Source organism: Labrenzia sp. ATLA3 (assembly GCF_057180185.1).
This window is the reverse complement of sequence record NZ_JBXUKV010000004.1, coordinates 81,674-97,199: the sequence shown is the minus strand read 5'-3', so window position 1 is coordinate 97,199 and position 15,526 is coordinate 81,674. Positions and strand designations below refer to the sequence as shown.

Genomic DNA, 15,526 nt, shown 5'->3' with positions numbered 1-15,526 from the left:
CAGCCGTACCTTCAGTCGGTTTGCAGGCCAGGCTTGTGGATGCCTTTGGGCGAAGTGGTGAAGATCTGGCAGCCTTCGGGAGTGATACCGATGGAATGTTCGAACTGGGCCGACAGGGACCTGTCGCGCGTCACGGCGGTCCAGCCATCACTGAGAACCTTCACGTGCGGACGGCCCAGATTGACCATCGGTTCGATTGTGAAAATCATGCCAGGCTTCAGTTCCACACCTTCACCGGGGCGGCCATAGTGCAGGATGTTCGGGGTGTCGTGAAACAGCAGACCAACGCCATGACCGCAGAAATCGCGCACCACGGAGCAGCGTTCCGCCTCAACGAATGTCTGGATGGCTGCGCCGATATCACCCGTGGTGTTGCCCGGCTTGGCCGCCTCGATGCCACGCATCAGCGATTCATAGGTCACATCAATCAGGCGTTCGGCGGCACGCTTCAATTGGCCGACCGGGTACATGCGGCTGGAATCGCCGTGCCACCCGTCCAGAATGAAGGTAACGTCAATGTTGACGATGTCGCCTTCGCGCAGGCCCTTTTCGTTGGGAATGCCGTGACAGACGACGTGGTTGATCGACGTGCAGGAGGACTTGGTGTAGCCGCGATAGTTCAGCGTTGCCGGAATGGCGTTGTGATCCATGCCGTACTGATAGACGAAGTCATCGATTTCCTGGGTCGTTGTGCCCGGTTTGACGAGATCGGTGAGCTCATCAAGACAGGCTGCTGTCAACTGACCGGCACGCATCATGCCTTCGAAATCCTCTGGACCGTACAACCGTATCTGGCCCGTATTTTTCAAAGGTGCTTCCGAAGCGTCGATATAGCTGACCATGGGGATTACCGTGTCTCACAATTTTCCGGTGCATTGTAAGCCATGAAGGCTGGGTTCGGCACCAATTATCCGTTGTTTGTTCACATACCGCTCCGAGCGCTCAATTTCCAGCTTCTGTTCCGGCAAAATCAGCCTGACGTGGAAACTTCCTGCTAACGCGGTGAAAAGCCGCGGTGCCTTCTTGCGCTTTTCCGGCAGGAGAGCTAGGGGAAGAGAAAAGCGGGCGTGGTGGAATTGGTAGACACAAGGGACTTAAAATCCCTCGGCCCTAGGCTGTACGGGTTCGAGTCCCGTCGCCCGCACCATAGTTTGTTGCGCGACCGGTCTCCGGTCTGCTTAAGCGCCGACCTGGTTCTGGGTTTCCCTTCTCGCCTGTCACGTCTTTCCGCATGCTCTTGTCTTTCCAGTCGGTTGAAGGCAGGTTGCAAATTCGGCTCCGTACTGCCTTCTCTTTGCCTGTAAACCGCAGATTTTTCCGGATTGTCACGGATCCGTTGAACGACTGTCACAATTTCTGCTCGAAAGAACGCTAGATCATCGGGCGTTCAACCGGAAGCGCGTTTGCTTCCGGCTCAGTTCGCTCCCGGTCACACGGAGCCACATCTTTTTCGGTCCACTTCCGGGCCATTCTTGAATTCGTTCATTCTGCTCGCCGGAGGGAGTTTCCATGACGTATGCCGACAATCGCGTGCCTTCCGGCAGCGCCCTGACAGTTTTGAAAAACGCCTGGCTCGTGCTCGCGGACGAGGTCGTCAGTGGGCACGTTGCCTTTTCCGACACCGGGATTGTCTCGGTTGATCAGGGCAACGCGCCGCAAGCCGGGGATGATCTTCAGGGCGATTATCTGCTGCCGGGACTGGTCGACATTCACACCGACCATTTCGAAAAACATGTCTTCCCGCGTGCTCATGTGCGTTGGGAACCATCACGGGCTGCGATGGCACATGATGCGCAGATCATCGGCAGCGGCATCACCACCGTTTTCGACAGCCTGTGCGTTGGCGCGACGATCAAGAACCCCGAACGCCGGGAAATCCTTGCGCCGATGATCGATGCGCTGGAAACGCTCCAGGCGGCTGGCATGTTGAAGTCCGAGCACCTGGTGCACCTTCGCTGTGAGATCACGGATGGCGAAACGACGCGCCTGACGGAAGAAAACATCGGCAAGGACATCGTGCGCATGGTGTCGGTGATGGAACACCTGCCGGGCCGTCGGCAGAGCAAGGATGTTGAGGCCTACCTCCACCGGCGCATGGCGGATACGGGCGAAACACGTGCCGTTGCCGAGCGGGAGACGCAGATACTTCTGAATTTTTCGGACGAAACCAGCTCGAAGGTGCGGCCGGCGGTGGTCGCGCTGGCGCATGCGTACAAGCTGCCGCTGCTCAGCCACGATGATACGGAACTTGAGCATATCGACGAGGCACTTGGTGAAGGTATCAGTGTTTCGGAATTTCCCTGCACGCTGGAAGCGGCCCGCAAGGCCAAGAGCCATGCCATGCATGTTGTCGGCGGCGCGCCCAATGTCATTCGTGGTGGGTCCCAATCAGGCAACATCGCCGTCAGCGCGCTTCTGGCAGAAGATCTGGTCGATATCCTGGCATCCGACTACGTCCCGCGCTCGCTGCTTGACTGCGCTTTCCTCGTGGGAACGGGAGACGCCTTCCACGCTGACCTGCCGGCGGCAATCCGGATGGTTTCGAAAACACCGGCGGAAGTGGCCGGGCTGTCGGACAGGGGCGAGATCGCACAGGGCAAACGCGCCGACCTGCTTCACGTTGGCGTCTTCAACGGACATCCCTTCATCAAACGGGCCTGGCGGAACGGTCAGCGGGTGCTCTGATCGTTCAGCGGTGAAACGCGGTTATTGAACGCCTTCGAGACTGGGCTCGTGGTGAGGTCACGGCATGAATGCCATGGTTCGACCATGGCATTCATGCCGCTTCCCAGGGAAGCGGGAGGCGTTGATTGATGTTTGCGGAGTGAGGGGCACGCATCGGAAAGGTGGCAACGCGATCAAAGGGGATGCTTCGCCACATCACGATCTCACGTCCGCCCAGACTCCGAGCCGATGATCTTCCGGCGCAGGAAGCCGGAGAAGCCGTCGATCAGGTAGACGACCAGCACGATGAGGAAAATGATCGTCCAGGCTTCCGGCCAGCGATAGGCCTGGATGCGGTCGGCGAGGAGGAAGCCGATGCCGCCGGCGCCGACGATGCCCAAAATGGTGCCGGTGCGGGTGTTGGATTCGAAATTGTAGAGAATGATCGACAGGATCACCGGCAGGGCCTGCGGCAGGACGGCGAAGCGGATCGTCTGGACGCTGCCGCCGCCGGAGGCGCGGACGCCTTCTGCCGGTTTCTGGGAGGTGTTCTCGATCGCTTCGGAAAAAAGTTTGGAGAAGGTGCCGATTTCCGACACCGCGATGGCCAGGATGCCGGCCAGCGGGCCGAGGCCGAACGCACGAATGAAGATGAGGGCAAGGATCAATTGTTCGATGGCTCTCAGAGCATCGAACCCGCGCCTGACGCCAAGCCGGAGCCAGGAGAACGGCATGATGTTCTTGGCCCCCAGAAACGCCAGCGGAAACGCAATCACGGCCCCCAGAAGCGTGCCCATGAAGGCCATGGCGACAGTTTCCCCAAGACCTTTCAGGATCTCCTGCCACTCCGCCCAGCTCGTCCAGATATGGGGCGGAAACATGAAGGCCAGCACGTCGCCGAAGCGTGTCGCTCCTTGAAGAAGTCGTGCGGGCGCGAAACCGAAATCCCACAGGCACCAGCCTGTCAGAAGAAGGAAAACCGTCCAGCCGGCAAGCTGGATCAGACGTGTGCGGCGAGGCGTGGAAAAGGCACCTGGAGCCAGAGACCTGGCGCGTGCGATGTCGGGCGTTGGAGCGGTCATGGTCAGATACCTTTTCCGGTCAGGCCGATGATGTGGTGGCGCACCTTCTCGCTCAGCATGTCGATGACGATCACGGTGACGAAGACAATCAGGAACAGGGCCGAGAGATCGGTGTATTCCTGCAGGGACATGGCCACGCGGATCTCCTGGCCTAGGCCGCCTGCACCGACAAAGCCGACGATGGAGGATGAGCGGACGTTGATTTCGAAACGCAGCAGCGTGTAGCTGATGATGTTCGGAACAACCTGAGGCACGATGCCGTAGCGGATCTGGTCGAACCACGAACCCCCCGAGGCCTTGATACCTTCCAGCGGCCGCATGTCGGCATTTTCGTTGGCTTCTGAGTAGAGCTTGCCCAGAGCGCCGGTGGCATGAAGACCGATGGCGAGCACACCGGCCAGAGGGCCTACGCCGAAACAGAAAACGAAGATGAGGGCCCAGACCAGATCAGGGACCGTCCGGATGATTTCCAGAAACCGCCGGGTCACGTTCAGCACCCATCTGTTGGGCGACAGGTTCCGCGATGCCGGGAAACTCAGGAAAAAGGCCCCGACGATGCCAAGCAGCGTTGCCATATAGGCGATCAGGATCGTCTCCACGAGCAGCCAGAGCCAGACCTTCCAGCGCCAGAACCAGCCAGCAAGATCCGCACCCAGCGTTTCACGATGAAGCTCGGGCAAGGTCTTGTAGAGATATTCTCCGAGCCGAGGCAGGCCTGCCCAGATCTTCCACATGGAAACGCGCTCGCCGCCGGGAAGGATGACGTCGGTCATGTCGAAGAAGCCGCCGATCCAAGCCGTCACCAAGAAGCAGAGAGCAAAAAGCAGCGTGGAGATCAGGTTCAGCCGCAGGGCAGACCGGCGGGCGGCGGCGTAGTCGTGTTCGAACTGATCGATGGCGGGGGTAAGGGCTGTCATGGCCACTGCCGTTGCTCGCAATTGAAATGAAAGCGCCGATGGATCGCCGCGAACAGGTGTCGGAAATGAGGCTGCTTCACAAAGCTGCGCCTTGACGTGCGACGGGACGGACAGCCGCGACAGATGTGCCGCAAGAAAGCAGCCTGCCGTCCTTGCCTTCGGACCACGCTTGGCACTTCCTCAGGGGGGGGCGTTTCAGGCCTAACCAACGGCCCGGCCTGAAACGTCATTTACGTCAGTTTCAGCCGCCGCGACGCTGTTTTTTCAGCCAATCGCGCATGTCGACGATCCACTGGTAGCGATCGTGATCAACCTCGATCCAGCCTTCCTGCGTGCTGTCTTCGCCGCCGGTCATCTCGATAAAGGCGAGCGTGTCCTTCTCCGGGATCTCCATGACTGCGGTGCGCATGGCATCTATCAGCCCCTTGGGCAGGTTTGCGCGGGCGGCTAGCGGGCCGGAGGTGATTTCCGGGGATTTCCAGATGGTGCAGATCGAGTCTTTTTCGATCATGCCCTTGGTGACCATGCGCTGCGGAATACCGTCTTCCTCGTTGGTGATGTAGGTGGCGGCAGCGTCATACTGCTTGTTGTAGACGCCAAGGACACCGGTTTCATGGGCGCCGGAGAAGGGGATGGCCTTGAAAAAGGTTTTCGGGTCGTAGCCCTGTTTGCTCAGGTTGAAGTAGGGGACCGCATAGCCGGAGGTGCTGTCCGGATCGGCAAAGGCAAGCGTCTTGCCTTTGAGGTCGTCCAGGGTCTTGTAGCCACTGTCGCAACGTACGGCGACCACTGAGAAATAGCCGGTGGAACCGTCTTTCTGCAGGCGCGAGACCAGCGGGACGATACCGCCGTTGGTTTCGGTGTAGGCGGCGGCATAGGAGGACGACCCGAAGAAGGCAAACTCGATCTGGTCGGCTGCCATCGCCTGGATAACGCCGTCGTAAGAGCCGGCCGTGAAGATCTCGACATCTACGCCGAGTTCATTTTCCAGGTATTTCTCAAATGGTGTGTAGCGGGCGATCCGGTCCTTTTCGTTTTCGCCGGACAGGATGCCGAACTTGATCGTCTTGTACTGGTCCTTCCAGCCTTCGGCGAGGGCCGGGGAGGCTGCAAGAATGGCAACGGATACGGCGGCTGCAAATAGGGCCTTCATCTTAAGTCTCCTTTGGTGCCGGCTGGTCCGGCGGGTTGGCGGCACAAGCCGCTTAAGGCTGCGAGAGCGGAAAGACCGCTTCGCGAAAGTCAGGTCCCGAAGGCCTTGACGGGCTGCCGGGAAGAGGTTGCTGTGAGGGAGGTGGAGGTCACCGCTTCGTTGATGTCGGCCGAAAGATCATCGGTGCCGTAGATCTGACGCACCTTTTCGCTTGTCAGTGCTTCCGGTGTGCCGTCGAACTGAACCCGCCCGTCCTTCATCGCGACGATCCGGTCGCAATAGGCGCGGGCAGTGTCGAGTGTGTGCAGGTTGACCAGAACCGTGAGACCGTCCGTCTGGTTGATTTCGCGCAGGGCGTCCATCACCCGGCTGGCATTGGCCGGATCGAGAGAGGCAATCGGTTCGTCGGCCAGCATGATGCGCGGGTTCTGCACCAGTGCCTTGGCAATGGCGACACGCTGCTGCTGGCCGCCCGAAAGGGTTCCAGCACGTTGCAGTGCTTGTGGCACCAGACCGAGCCGGTCCAGCGCTTCGATGGCACGGGCGCGGTCTTCATCGGTGAAGGAGCGCGTCATGGACCGCAGGAAGCCTGTGTGGGCTATCCGGCCGATCATGACATTGGTCAGCACATCCATGCGTTCAACAAGATTGAATTGCTGAAAGATCATCGCGCAGGACGCTCGCCAGAGGCGCAGGTCGCGGCCCTTCAGGGCCGTGATGTTCTGGCCCTCATTCAGGATCGTGCCCCGGCTGGGGTCGGTCAGCCGGTTGACCATGCGCAGGAAAGTGGACTTGCCGGCCCCCGATCGACCGATGACGCCCACCATCTGCCCCTTGGGAATGGCAAGGGAGACACTGTCCACAGCGGTCAGGTCTCCAAACACTTTTGATAATTGCTCAATGACCAGCATCGGCCCCTCCGAAAAACGGAGAGCGAGATAGCAGTCATGTGCCGAGATTAGATGTCTATACGATTATACTTTTATGAAGTTTTACGACAATGTTGTGATTAAGATTTGCCGGTAAACAAATAAGAGGAAGAATTATTTGTTAGATTCAAGATAATGGAAATTTCTCCTTTGAGGTTCTGTTTTGGTGGGGTGTAAATTTCGTAAAATTTACATAATACAGTCACGTTCAACAGCGCGCTTGTCGTTACGCTCCCTTTGCCTTGCCGGCTTTGTTTCGGTTTTCTGAGGAGTTCCCGTCATGCGTTTTTTGAAATCCGCCGCCCTCGCGGCTGCAGTTCTCGCCGTTTCCCTGTCTTCATCCCTGGCCGATAGCTTCAAGCTGGCCGTAACTGATGTGGAAGGCCTGGAGCGGCTGCAGGTCGAATGGGGTCCGTTCAAGGACGCCCTCGAAAATGCGACAGACCACACGTTCGAGTTCTTTCCGGTGACCAGCCGTACCGCGGCTGCTGAAGCCTTGCGCGCCAAACGCGTCGATTTCGTCGTGACCGGGCCTGCCGAATACATCGTGATCAACGAACTGACCGAAGCCCGCCCGCTGATCGGTCTCGGCCGTCCGGACTATTTCTGTGCCATCGTCGTGCGTGCCGACAGCGGCTTCACGCGCCCGGCCGATCTCAAGGGCAGGAAAGTGGCCTTCGGCGACATCGGGTCCACGTCCAATATGCTGTGTCCGATGCAGTTGATGGCCGACTATGGTGTCGATCCGATCAAGGACATCGACAAGCTGCATACCTCTCGCAACATCGCGCATGAGGCCTTGAAGAAGGGTGATGTTGCGGCCATCGGCATCAACCACAATTCCTGGCTGGGCACCCGCAACAAGGATGACAGCGTCCCCAACGGCTTTTTCCGGGTGATTGCCCGTTCCGGTGATCTGCCGAACGACATGATCATGGTCGGGGCCCATGTCGATCCCGCGGCAGCGCAGAAGCTGCGCGAGGCGATCCTCGACAACAAGGATTCAATCATCGCCGCGATCCTGCAGCATGAGGAAAACGACAAGTATTCGGGCATGGATCTGGTGGCGATCGAGGACGGTTCCTACGACCTCGTCCGGTCCATGTACACCACCGCCGGTTTCCCGCAATACGACAAGTTCATCGGTGAATAATGGCGCAGCCTCTGCTCCAGTCCGCCGGCGCGGTTGCGCCGGCGGTTCCGGCTTCAAAACCCGAGACAAACCCAATCTGCGATCTGAAGGTCGAGGGACTCTGCAAGTCGTTCGGCAAGGATCGGAACGTGCTGCGCGGTATTTCCTTTTCCGTGGGCCGTGAGGAAGCGGTTGCCCTGATCGGCTCCAACGGTGCTGGCAAATCGACCGCCTTGCGGTGCGCACTGCGGCTGATCGAGCCGGAAGCCGGTTCGGTTCTGCTGTTCGGCGAGGATATTTCCGCGGCGCGTCAGCGACAACTCAGACGGGTTCGCGCCGAAGTTGGGTTTGTCTTTCAAAAGCACAATCTGGTGCCGCGGGTTTCCGCGTTGACCAATGTGATCCATGGCAATCTTGGCCGTGCCGGCGGCATACGCGGCTGGTCGCAGCTTCTGGCCGCAACGGCCTTGCGGGATCGGGCGATGGCCTGCCTCGACAGGGTCGGGCTCGCAGACCAGGCCATGAAACGGGCCGATCAGCTCTCCGGCGGCCAGTCCCAGCGGGTGGCGATTGCCAGGGCCCTGATGCAGCAGCCCAAAATGATTGTCGCGGACGAGCCGGTTGCCAGTCTGGATCCGGTTGCCGGTCAGGAAGTGATGGACCTCTTTCGCCAACTGACCCGGGAAGAGGGGATCACGCTTCTGTTCACCTCGCACAACGTCCAACAGGCGCTTGCCTATTCCGACCGTGTCCTTGCGATCCGGCAGGGGGAAGTCGTTCTGGATGACAGCAGCAGCGGTTTGAGCGCTGCGGATCTGGGGAAGCACTATGGCTGATCTCCTGACATTCAAGCACTCTCGCCTGCCGGACAGGTTCGAACGTCCCGGCGCGCTGCACTTCGTCGTCTACGTGGCTCTGATTGCCTTTGTCGTCTGGTCGTTTCAGGGGGCCGGCTGGTCTTTTTCCGCTCTGGTCTCTGGCGGTCCGGCACTGGCCGACTTCCTGTCGCGGGCCTGGCCGCCGTCGCTGGAGCGGTTGCCACAATTGTCGAAAGCGCTGCTGGAAACATTCCAGATGGCGCTGGCAGGTACGCTCATCGGCATTGTTCTCAGCCTGCCGCTGGCGGTATTGGCCGCAAAGGGGTTGACGCGACCCTCCTTGCTGTCACGGGCTGTCTATACGTCCGCGCGTTTGCTGATCGCTCTCTTCAGGACGGTGCCGGATCTCGTGTGGGCACTGGTTTTCGTCATTTCGGTCGGGTTGGGGCCTTTTGCGGGCACGCTGGCCATCGCTGTCGACACCGTCGGTTTCTGCGGACGTTTCTTCGCTGAAGCCATGGAAGATGTGGAGAAGGGGCCCGGCGAAGCGCTGACAGCCGCCGGGGCGGGCCGCTTCGACACGATCTTCTGTGCGGTGGTGCCCGCCGCGATGCCTTCCTTCATCACCACGTCGCTGTTCGCGCTTGAAAAGGCGACCCGGTCGTCCGTCGTGCTCGGCCTTGTCGGGGCAGGGGGCATCGGCATCGAACTGAAGGTGGCTATGGACTTTTTTGACTACCAGCTCGCGATGACCATCATCCTGATGATCTTCGTGCTGGTTCTTTGTGTTGAACGGCTCGGCAACCTGACCCGCAGCCGCATTCTGGAAGGAGCATCTCAATGAGCAACGCACTAGCCTCACAAAAAACCGATACGGCCCATCTGGCCTGGGACAAACGCTGGCAGACGGAGGAGGGCCGGGCCGACTGGTTGCGTCCGGATCCGGATGTTGCCGGTCTGATTGAACGACTTCAGAAGCGGGAAAAGGTCCGGGCTTTGGATCTTGGTTGCGGCGTTGGCCGTCACGCCCTGTCTTTCGCCCGTGCCGGTTTCGAGACGCATGCGATGGATCTTTCGGAAGCGGGGCTGGCGGAACTGGAAAAGAGTGCGGCAGCGGAAGGTGTGAACATTGAAACTCATCTGGCCCCGATGACGGCGCTGCCGTTCGAAGACAACAGTTTCGACTACGTTCTGTCCTTCAACGTGATCTATCACGGCGATCCCTCAATCGTTCGCACAGCGATCTCGGAAATCGCCCGGGTACTGAAACCTGGCGGGATCTATCAGGGGACAATGCTGTCGAAGCGCAACGCCAACTTCGGTATCGGGACGGAAGTGGCCGCCGACACCTGGGTGCGCGATGGCGACGACGACAAGGATCACCCGCATTTTTATTGCAACGCGAGTGAGCTGGTGGCTCTGTTCGACCGTTTCGAGCTGAGCTATCTGGAAGACAAGGTGCACACGAAACCCGGTTCGTGGCACTGGCACATGATTGCCGAACTCAACCGCTGATCGAGGGGGTGGGGCGGGCGGGCGTTAGCCCCCCCCCGGTTCCGGCAACGGTTCGTCGGTTTGAGGATTGAGCTTCTGGTCGGCGTCGGCCGTTGGTTGACTCGTGAAGCCCTTGAGGTCCGCGAATTCGCGGGCATCGCGCTGGATTTCCACCGGGCTCAGAGCGTAACCGGTGGCCAGTTCGGCAAGCGACCGCAGCGCATGCATGTGGATGCGTTCATAGCCGTGGCTGGCATCCACACCAAAGGTGATCAGTGCCGTGCGCACATCCGCACCCGCTTCAATGGCCGTTGCCGCATCGGAGCGGTAAAAGCGGAAGACATCCTTCTGGAACTTGATGTCATTGTCCCGGCAGAGCTGAACCATCTTGCGGGTCAGATGAAAATCGAACGGGCCTGTCTGATCTGCCATCGCAATGGTGACGCCAAATTCGTCCGAATTCTGCCCGGGGGCGCTGGTGCCATTGTCGATGGCGACCAGTGAGGCGATGTCGGGCGTCAGGATAGATTGAGCGCCCTGGCCGGTCTCTTCCGCGATGGTGAATAGCCAGAACACGTCGACCGTCGGTTCGACGCCAGATTCCACCAACGCCTTGATTGCCGCCAGCATCACCGCGACCCCGGCCTTGTTGTCGAGGTGGCGGGAGACGATAAAGCCGTTTTCCAGGAATTCCGGAGCCGTGTCGATGGCAACAAAGTCGCCAACGTCGATACCCAAGCGATGCAGATCCTCCACCGACTTGGAATATGCGTCGACCCGAAGCTCGACATAGGGCCAGCCGACCGGCAGCTCATCGACACCGGTGTTGTACGTGTGCCCCGAGGCCTTCAGCGGCAAGATGGTGCCGGTATAGGCGCCGCTCTCGGAAAAGATCGTGGTGCGGGCACCTTCTGAGAACCGCGCGGACCAGTGACCGATGGGGACGAGCTCCAGACGGCCATTGTCCTTGAGGGATTTGACCTGGGCTCCGAGCGTATCGAGATGCGATACGAAAGCCCGGGCGGGCCGGCGTTTTTTGCCGGAGACCCTCGCGCGAACTCCGCCGCGGCGTGTGATCTCGTAAAACACCCCGAGCGATTCCAGTTCCTTGGAAACATGACGGACGATCTCGTCCGTATATCCCGTCGGGCTCGGTATTTTCAGAAGATCCTTCAGCCTGTCGTTCAGGTAGGAAATGTCGATATTTAGTAAGGTCATTGTCCGGCCCGGTTCAAGGTCGTCCTGACGGGCTGTGGCACCGACAGGGGAAACAGAAAGTCTACGAAGCGTTCGGCGGTGGGCTGAGGTTCGTGATTGGCAAGCCCCGGCCTCTCGTTCGCCTCGATAAAGCGATAGTCCGGTTGTCGCGGGTCTGCGACCATCAAGTCAATGCCTGTCACAGGAATTTCAATGGCGCGTGCCGCCTTGATCGCTGCCTGAACGAGCGTGCTATGGGTTTCGCCGGTCACATCGTGGATGGTGCCGCCCGTGTGAAGGTTGGCGGTGCGGCGAACCGGCAGGCTCTTGCCCTCCTGCAGGATGTCTTCGAGCTGAAAGCCATTTGCGCTGAGGCAGCGCAGCACTTCGTCGTCCACTTCGATCCTGGATTCCCCGCCCGTTGCAGCGGCTCGGCGTCGCGACTGGATATCGATCAGTTCGCCAATCGTCGACTTGCCGTTTCCGGTGACCTCTGCCGGCTTGCGCAGGGCAGCGGCCACCACCTTGTAGTCGATCACCACAAGGCGAAGATCCTGGCCCGTGACGAATTCCTCCACCAGAACGTCGTTGGAGTAGGTTCGGGCGACGTCGACTGCAGCCATCACGTCTTCGGTTGTTGTCAGTCCAATGGCAATGCCCTTGCCCTGTTCCCCGCGCGCAGGTTTGACGACCACCGAGCCGTATTCTTCAAGAAACGCGGCGATCTCGTCGGCGGAGCCTGCCAGTATCTGGTTCGGCACACAGACACCGGCACGTTCGACAATGCGGCGTGTCGTGGCCTTGTCATCGCAGATCGACATGGCGACGGCGCTGGTGAATTCGCTCAGGGATTCCCGGCAGGCAACCGAGCGTCCGCCATAATTCAGCCTGAAGAAGCCGCCTTCCGCGTCGATGATCTCGGTCTGGATGCCACGCCGCCGTGCTTCGTTCACAATAATCGTGGCGTAGGGATTGAGCTTGTCTTCCAGGGCAGGGCCAGCAAACAACGCCTCGTTGATCGTGTTCTTGCGCTTGACGGTGAAATAGGGAACCCGCTCGAAGCCGAGCTTGTCGTAAAGACCGATGGCAAGGTCGTTGTCGTGCAGGACAGACAGGTCCATGTACGGCGTGCCTTTGCCCTTGAAGACTTCCGCCATACGCCGGACCAGAGCTTCACCGATGCCCGGAAACCGGGCTTGCGGGGAAACAGCAAGACACCAGAGTGAACTGCCGAGATCGGCGCCGTTGGTGACCCGGCCATGGTCGACCCCCATGGCAGTGCCGACGATCACGCCGGTTTCGTCTTCCTCAGCCACAAGCACCGTGATGGTGCGCGGGTCGAGCTGCGACCAGAAGAACTCCGGCGGCACCGGCACCATGCCTCGGGTGAGGTAGAGTTCGTTGATCGCCTCGGCATCGCTGCGCGAGGACAGTCGGCGCACGGTGAAACCCTTGCGCCGGTTACGGGCCGGCCGGTAGGTCGCGAGATCCAGACGGAACGTGTGTGAGGGGTCCAGAAACAGCTCGTGAGGTGCCGATCCGACCAGTACATGCGGGTCGCGTACATAAAACGCGATGTCGCGCCTGTCAGGCCGTTCGTTGCGCAGCATCTCGACCAGCTTGTCGGTTTCGCTGTAGGTATTGGCGAACACCAGTCGCCCCCAACCGCAATCGACAAAGCGGTTTTTCTGGGCTTCCGTCTCTTCCAGCCGGTATTCCGGCTTCAAGCCATGCTGGCGCATGCGTTTCAGGCGATGGTCGAAGGCGCCCTTTGGCCGAGATGGTTCATTATCGGCCATGTATCAGACCTCCTGTGCCTGCAGCCACATTTCCAGCAGCGCGACCTGCCAAAGCTCGGAACCACGCAACGGCGTGATGTATTTGGTCGGGTCGGCATAAAGCTTCTGCAGGTAAACCTCGTTGAAGAGGCCTCGTTCCCTGGCGGCCTGACTGGAAAGCGTATCGCGCACCATGTCGAGATACTCACCCTGGATGTATTTCAGGGCCGGCACCGGGAAATAGCCCTTCGGACGGTCGATGACGGCGCTCGGAATGACCTTGCGCGCTGCTTCCTTCAAGACACCCTTGCCTTCCTGGGCGAGCTTGAATTCGGCCGGAATTCTGCCGGCCAGCTCGACCAGTTCATGATCGAGGAAGGGCACACGCGCTTCCAGTCCCCAGGCCATCGAATGGTTGTCGACGCGCTTGACCGGATCATCCACCAGCATGACGTTGGTGTCGAGGCGCAGGGCCTTGTCTACCGGATCTTCCGCGCCGGAGCGGGCAAAGTGTTGCTCGACGAATGCAAGGCTTTCATCGCGCTCGCAATGATAGGCGGGCGAAACAGCTTCTGCCATCTGCGCTTCCGTACGATCGAAGAAGGCGGTGGCGTAGTCCGAGACAGGGCTGTTTGAGCCGCTGAGCTTCGGATACCAGTGATAGCCGGCAAAGACCTCATCGGCCCCTTGGCCGGACTGGACCACGGTGATGTGCTTGGAAACCTCACGCGACAGCAGATAAAAGCCGATGTTGTCGTAGGAGACCATCGGCTCCGACATTGCCTGGATCGCTCCGGGCAGGTTCTTCTGGAGCTCGGAAGAGGGAATGAAAATCTGCTGGTGATTGGTTCCGTAGTGTTCGGCGATCAGGTCGGAATACTGGAACTCGTCGCCCTTTTCGCCGTGGGCTTCTTCAAAGCCGATGGAGAACGTCGCAAGGCCTCTCTGGCCTTCCTCGGCCAGCAGACCGACGATCAGGCTGGAATCCACACCACCGGACAGGAGAACGCCGACGGGAACGTCCGCCACCATGCGGCGGCGAACCGCCGTGCGCAGGCTTTCAAGAACCGCATCGCGCCAGTCGTCGGCGCTGCGGGCGAGGTCTTCTGCTGATTTTTCAAACCGCGGCTCCCAGTAGGTATGCTCGCTGGAGCTGCCGTCAGGTTCAATCGTCCGCACCGTCGCGGCGGGCAGCTTGCGCACACCGTTCAGGATCGTGCGCGGCGCGGGAACGACGGCGTGCCAGCTCATGTAGTGATGCAGGGCGACGCGGTCGATCGACTTGTCGATGCCGCCACCGGCCAGCAGCGCGGGCAGGGAGGAGGCGAAGGCAAGACGTCCGTTCGCTTCGCTCAGGTACAGCGGCTTGATGCCGAACCTGTCGCGCGCCAGATGGATGCGGCCACTGTCGTGCTCGTGAATGGCGATGGCGAACATGCCATGAAACCTGGAAAAACAATCCTTGCCCCACTCGGCCCAGGCCTTGAGGATGACCTCGGTATCGCTGGTGGAGAAGAACGAGTAACCGCGGTCGATGAGCTCCGTCCGCAGTTCCTGATAGTTATATATGCAGCCGTTGAACACCAACGAGAGGCCAAGCACCATGTCGGTCATGGGCTGGGTGCCACGTTCGCTAAGGTCGATAATTTTCAAGCGCCTGTGCCCGAATGCGACCCGGCCGCGTTGCGTCACACCCATTCCATCCGGGCCGCGCGCCGCCATTGCGTCCGCCATCCGGCTGACCCGAACCACGTCTGCCTGGCTACCATTGAAAACCACTTCGCCGCAAATGCCGCACATATTGAAAAAATTCTCCGTTTCGTAACTGGACGCGCACTATATAGAGCTCTAATCATTAGAGTTCAAATGAATAGAGGTGTAATGATGCAGGCGATGCAGTCATCGCAAGTGGTCAAGGCTATCCGGAAGATCGTCCGGGCCATTGACTTGCGCTCTCGGGAGGTGTCCAGGAAGACTGGGCTCACCATCCCACAAATTGTTGTTTTGCAAGGCATAAGGGATCTGGGAGAGGTGACGACCAAGGCCCTTTCCGACAACGCGGATCTGAGCTCGGCAACTGTTGTAACCATTCTCGACAAGCTGGAAGAAAAGGGCCTCGTCGAGCGTTACAGATCCGTCTCTGACAGACGAATCGTGCATGCCAAACTGACAGAAAAGGGCACAGAGGTTGTCTCGAACCTGCCTGGCCTTCTGCACGACGAGTTTGAGCGAAAGTTCGATAGTCTGAAAGCTGAAGAGCGGGTTCATCTCGTCGCCTCCATCGAGCAAATTGCCGAAATGATGAATGCGCATAATCTGGATGCGTCTCCGATCCTGATGACTGGGAAGGTTTCAGCTTAAG

General features: G+C 59.5%; 14 protein-coding genes and 1 tRNA gene. 7 read left to right on the top strand and 8 right to left on the bottom strand.

Going from position 1 to position 15,526, the window contains the following annotated elements:
- Positions 1–11 precede the first annotated feature (11 nt).
- Positions 12–842 carry a type I methionyl aminopeptidase gene (map, locus tag AC2A6O_RS11865; protein WP_148586513.1) on the bottom strand — a complete coding sequence of 277 codons (831 nt, stop codon included), beginning with the start codon at positions 840–842 and terminating at the stop codon, positions 12–14.
- A 219-nt stretch (positions 843–1,061) separates the two neighbouring features.
- On the opposite strand from map, the gene AC2A6O_RS11860 reads away from it, so the two are divergent.
- Both AC2A6O_RS11860 and AC2A6O_RS11855 read left to right on the top strand, forming a co-directional pair.
- Positions 1,062–1,147: transfer RNA gene (locus AC2A6O_RS11860), tRNA-Leu, on the top strand.
- Positions 1,148–1,509: 362 nt separating this feature from the next.
- A complete protein-coding gene (locus AC2A6O_RS11855) occupies positions 1,510–2,685 on the top strand; it encodes an alpha-D-ribose 1-methylphosphonate 5-triphosphate diphosphatase (RefSeq protein WP_498927227.1) in 1,176 nt (391 codons plus the stop codon).
- A gap of 203 nt (positions 2,686–2,888) precedes the next feature.
- Here AC2A6O_RS11855 and phnE (AC2A6O_RS11850) read toward each other — a convergent pair whose 3' ends face one another.
- The 4 genes from phnE (AC2A6O_RS11850) to phnC (AC2A6O_RS11835) form a co-directional block, all read right to left on the bottom strand.
- Positions 2,889–3,746, bottom strand: coding sequence for a phosphonate ABC transporter, permease protein PhnE (gene phnE / locus AC2A6O_RS11850; RefSeq protein WP_498927225.1), 858 nt, complete (start codon positions 3,744–3,746; stop codon positions 2,889–2,891).
- Between the two features lie 2 nt (positions 3,747–3,748).
- Entirely contained in the window at positions 3,749–4,663 is a 915-nt protein-coding gene (gene phnE, locus AC2A6O_RS11845) for a phosphonate ABC transporter, permease protein PhnE (RefSeq protein ID WP_498927223.1), read from the bottom strand.
- A 241-nt stretch (positions 4,664–4,904) separates the two neighbouring features.
- A complete protein-coding gene (gene phnD / locus AC2A6O_RS11840; protein WP_148586517.1) occupies positions 4,905–5,816 on the bottom strand; it encodes a phosphonate ABC transporter substrate-binding protein in 912 nt (303 codons plus the stop codon).
- 89 nt (positions 5,817–5,905) lie between these two features.
- Positions 5,906–6,727, bottom strand: coding sequence for a phosphonate ABC transporter ATP-binding protein (gene phnC, locus AC2A6O_RS11835; protein WP_498927221.1), 822 nt, complete (start codon positions 6,725–6,727; stop codon positions 5,906–5,908).
- 298 nt (positions 6,728–7,025) lie between these two features.
- Here phnC (AC2A6O_RS11835) and AC2A6O_RS11830 point away from each other — a divergent pair, with 298 nt between their 5' ends.
- Genes AC2A6O_RS11830 through AC2A6O_RS11815 form a run of 4 tightly spaced genes read left to right on the top strand, consistent with a single transcriptional unit; the run spans position 7,026 to position 10,210 of the window.
- A complete protein-coding gene (locus tag AC2A6O_RS11830; protein WP_498927219.1) occupies positions 7,026–7,898 on the top strand; it encodes a phosphate/phosphite/phosphonate ABC transporter substrate-binding protein in 873 nt (290 codons plus the stop codon).
- Positions 7,898–8,713: a phosphonate ABC transporter ATP-binding protein gene (gene phnC, locus AC2A6O_RS11825; RefSeq protein WP_498927217.1), complete on the top strand. Its 816-nt coding sequence runs from the start codon at positions 7,898–7,900 to the stop codon at positions 8,711–8,713. The genes AC2A6O_RS11830 and phnC (AC2A6O_RS11825) overlap by 1 nt, the downstream gene beginning before the upstream one ends.
- Positions 8,706–9,539, top strand: a complete 834-nt coding sequence (gene phnE / locus AC2A6O_RS11820; protein ID WP_148586521.1) for a phosphonate ABC transporter, permease protein PhnE — start codon at positions 8,706–8,708, stop codon at positions 9,537–9,539. Before phnC (AC2A6O_RS11825) ends, phnE (AC2A6O_RS11820) begins: the two co-directional genes overlap by 8 nt.
- A complete protein-coding gene (locus AC2A6O_RS11815) occupies positions 9,536–10,210 on the top strand; it encodes a class I SAM-dependent methyltransferase (protein ID WP_498927215.1) in 675 nt (224 codons plus the stop codon). Before phnE (AC2A6O_RS11820) ends, AC2A6O_RS11815 begins: the two co-directional genes overlap by 4 nt.
- A gap of 24 nt (positions 10,211–10,234) precedes the next feature.
- On the opposite strand, the gene AC2A6O_RS11810 is transcribed toward AC2A6O_RS11815, so the two are convergent.
- Genes AC2A6O_RS11810 through AC2A6O_RS11800 form a run of 3 tightly spaced genes read right to left on the bottom strand, consistent with a single transcriptional unit; the run spans position 10,235 to position 14,964 of the window.
- Positions 10,235–11,407, bottom strand: coding sequence for an osmoprotectant NAGGN system M42 family peptidase (locus AC2A6O_RS11810; RefSeq protein ID WP_498927212.1), 1,173 nt, complete (start codon positions 11,405–11,407; stop codon positions 10,235–10,237).
- The gene (gene ngg / locus AC2A6O_RS11805; protein WP_148586524.1) at positions 11,404–13,185 is read right to left on the bottom strand and encodes an N-acetylglutaminylglutamine synthetase; all 1,782 of its coding nucleotides are present in this window, start codon (positions 13,183–13,185) and stop codon (positions 11,404–11,406) included. The genes AC2A6O_RS11810 and ngg overlap by 4 nt, the downstream gene beginning before the upstream one ends.
- A 3-nt stretch (positions 13,186–13,188) precedes the next feature.
- Positions 13,189–14,964, bottom strand: a complete 1,776-nt coding sequence (locus tag AC2A6O_RS11800; RefSeq protein ID WP_498927210.1) for an N-acetylglutaminylglutamine amidotransferase — start codon at positions 14,962–14,964, stop codon at positions 13,189–13,191.
- Between the two features lie 66 nt (positions 14,965–15,030).
- On the opposite strand from AC2A6O_RS11800, the gene AC2A6O_RS11795 reads away from it, so the two are divergent.
- Entirely contained in the window at positions 15,031–15,525 is a 495-nt protein-coding gene (locus AC2A6O_RS11795) for a MarR family winged helix-turn-helix transcriptional regulator (protein ID WP_498927208.1), read from the top strand.
- The last annotated feature ends 1 nt before the right edge of the window (position 15,526 follow it).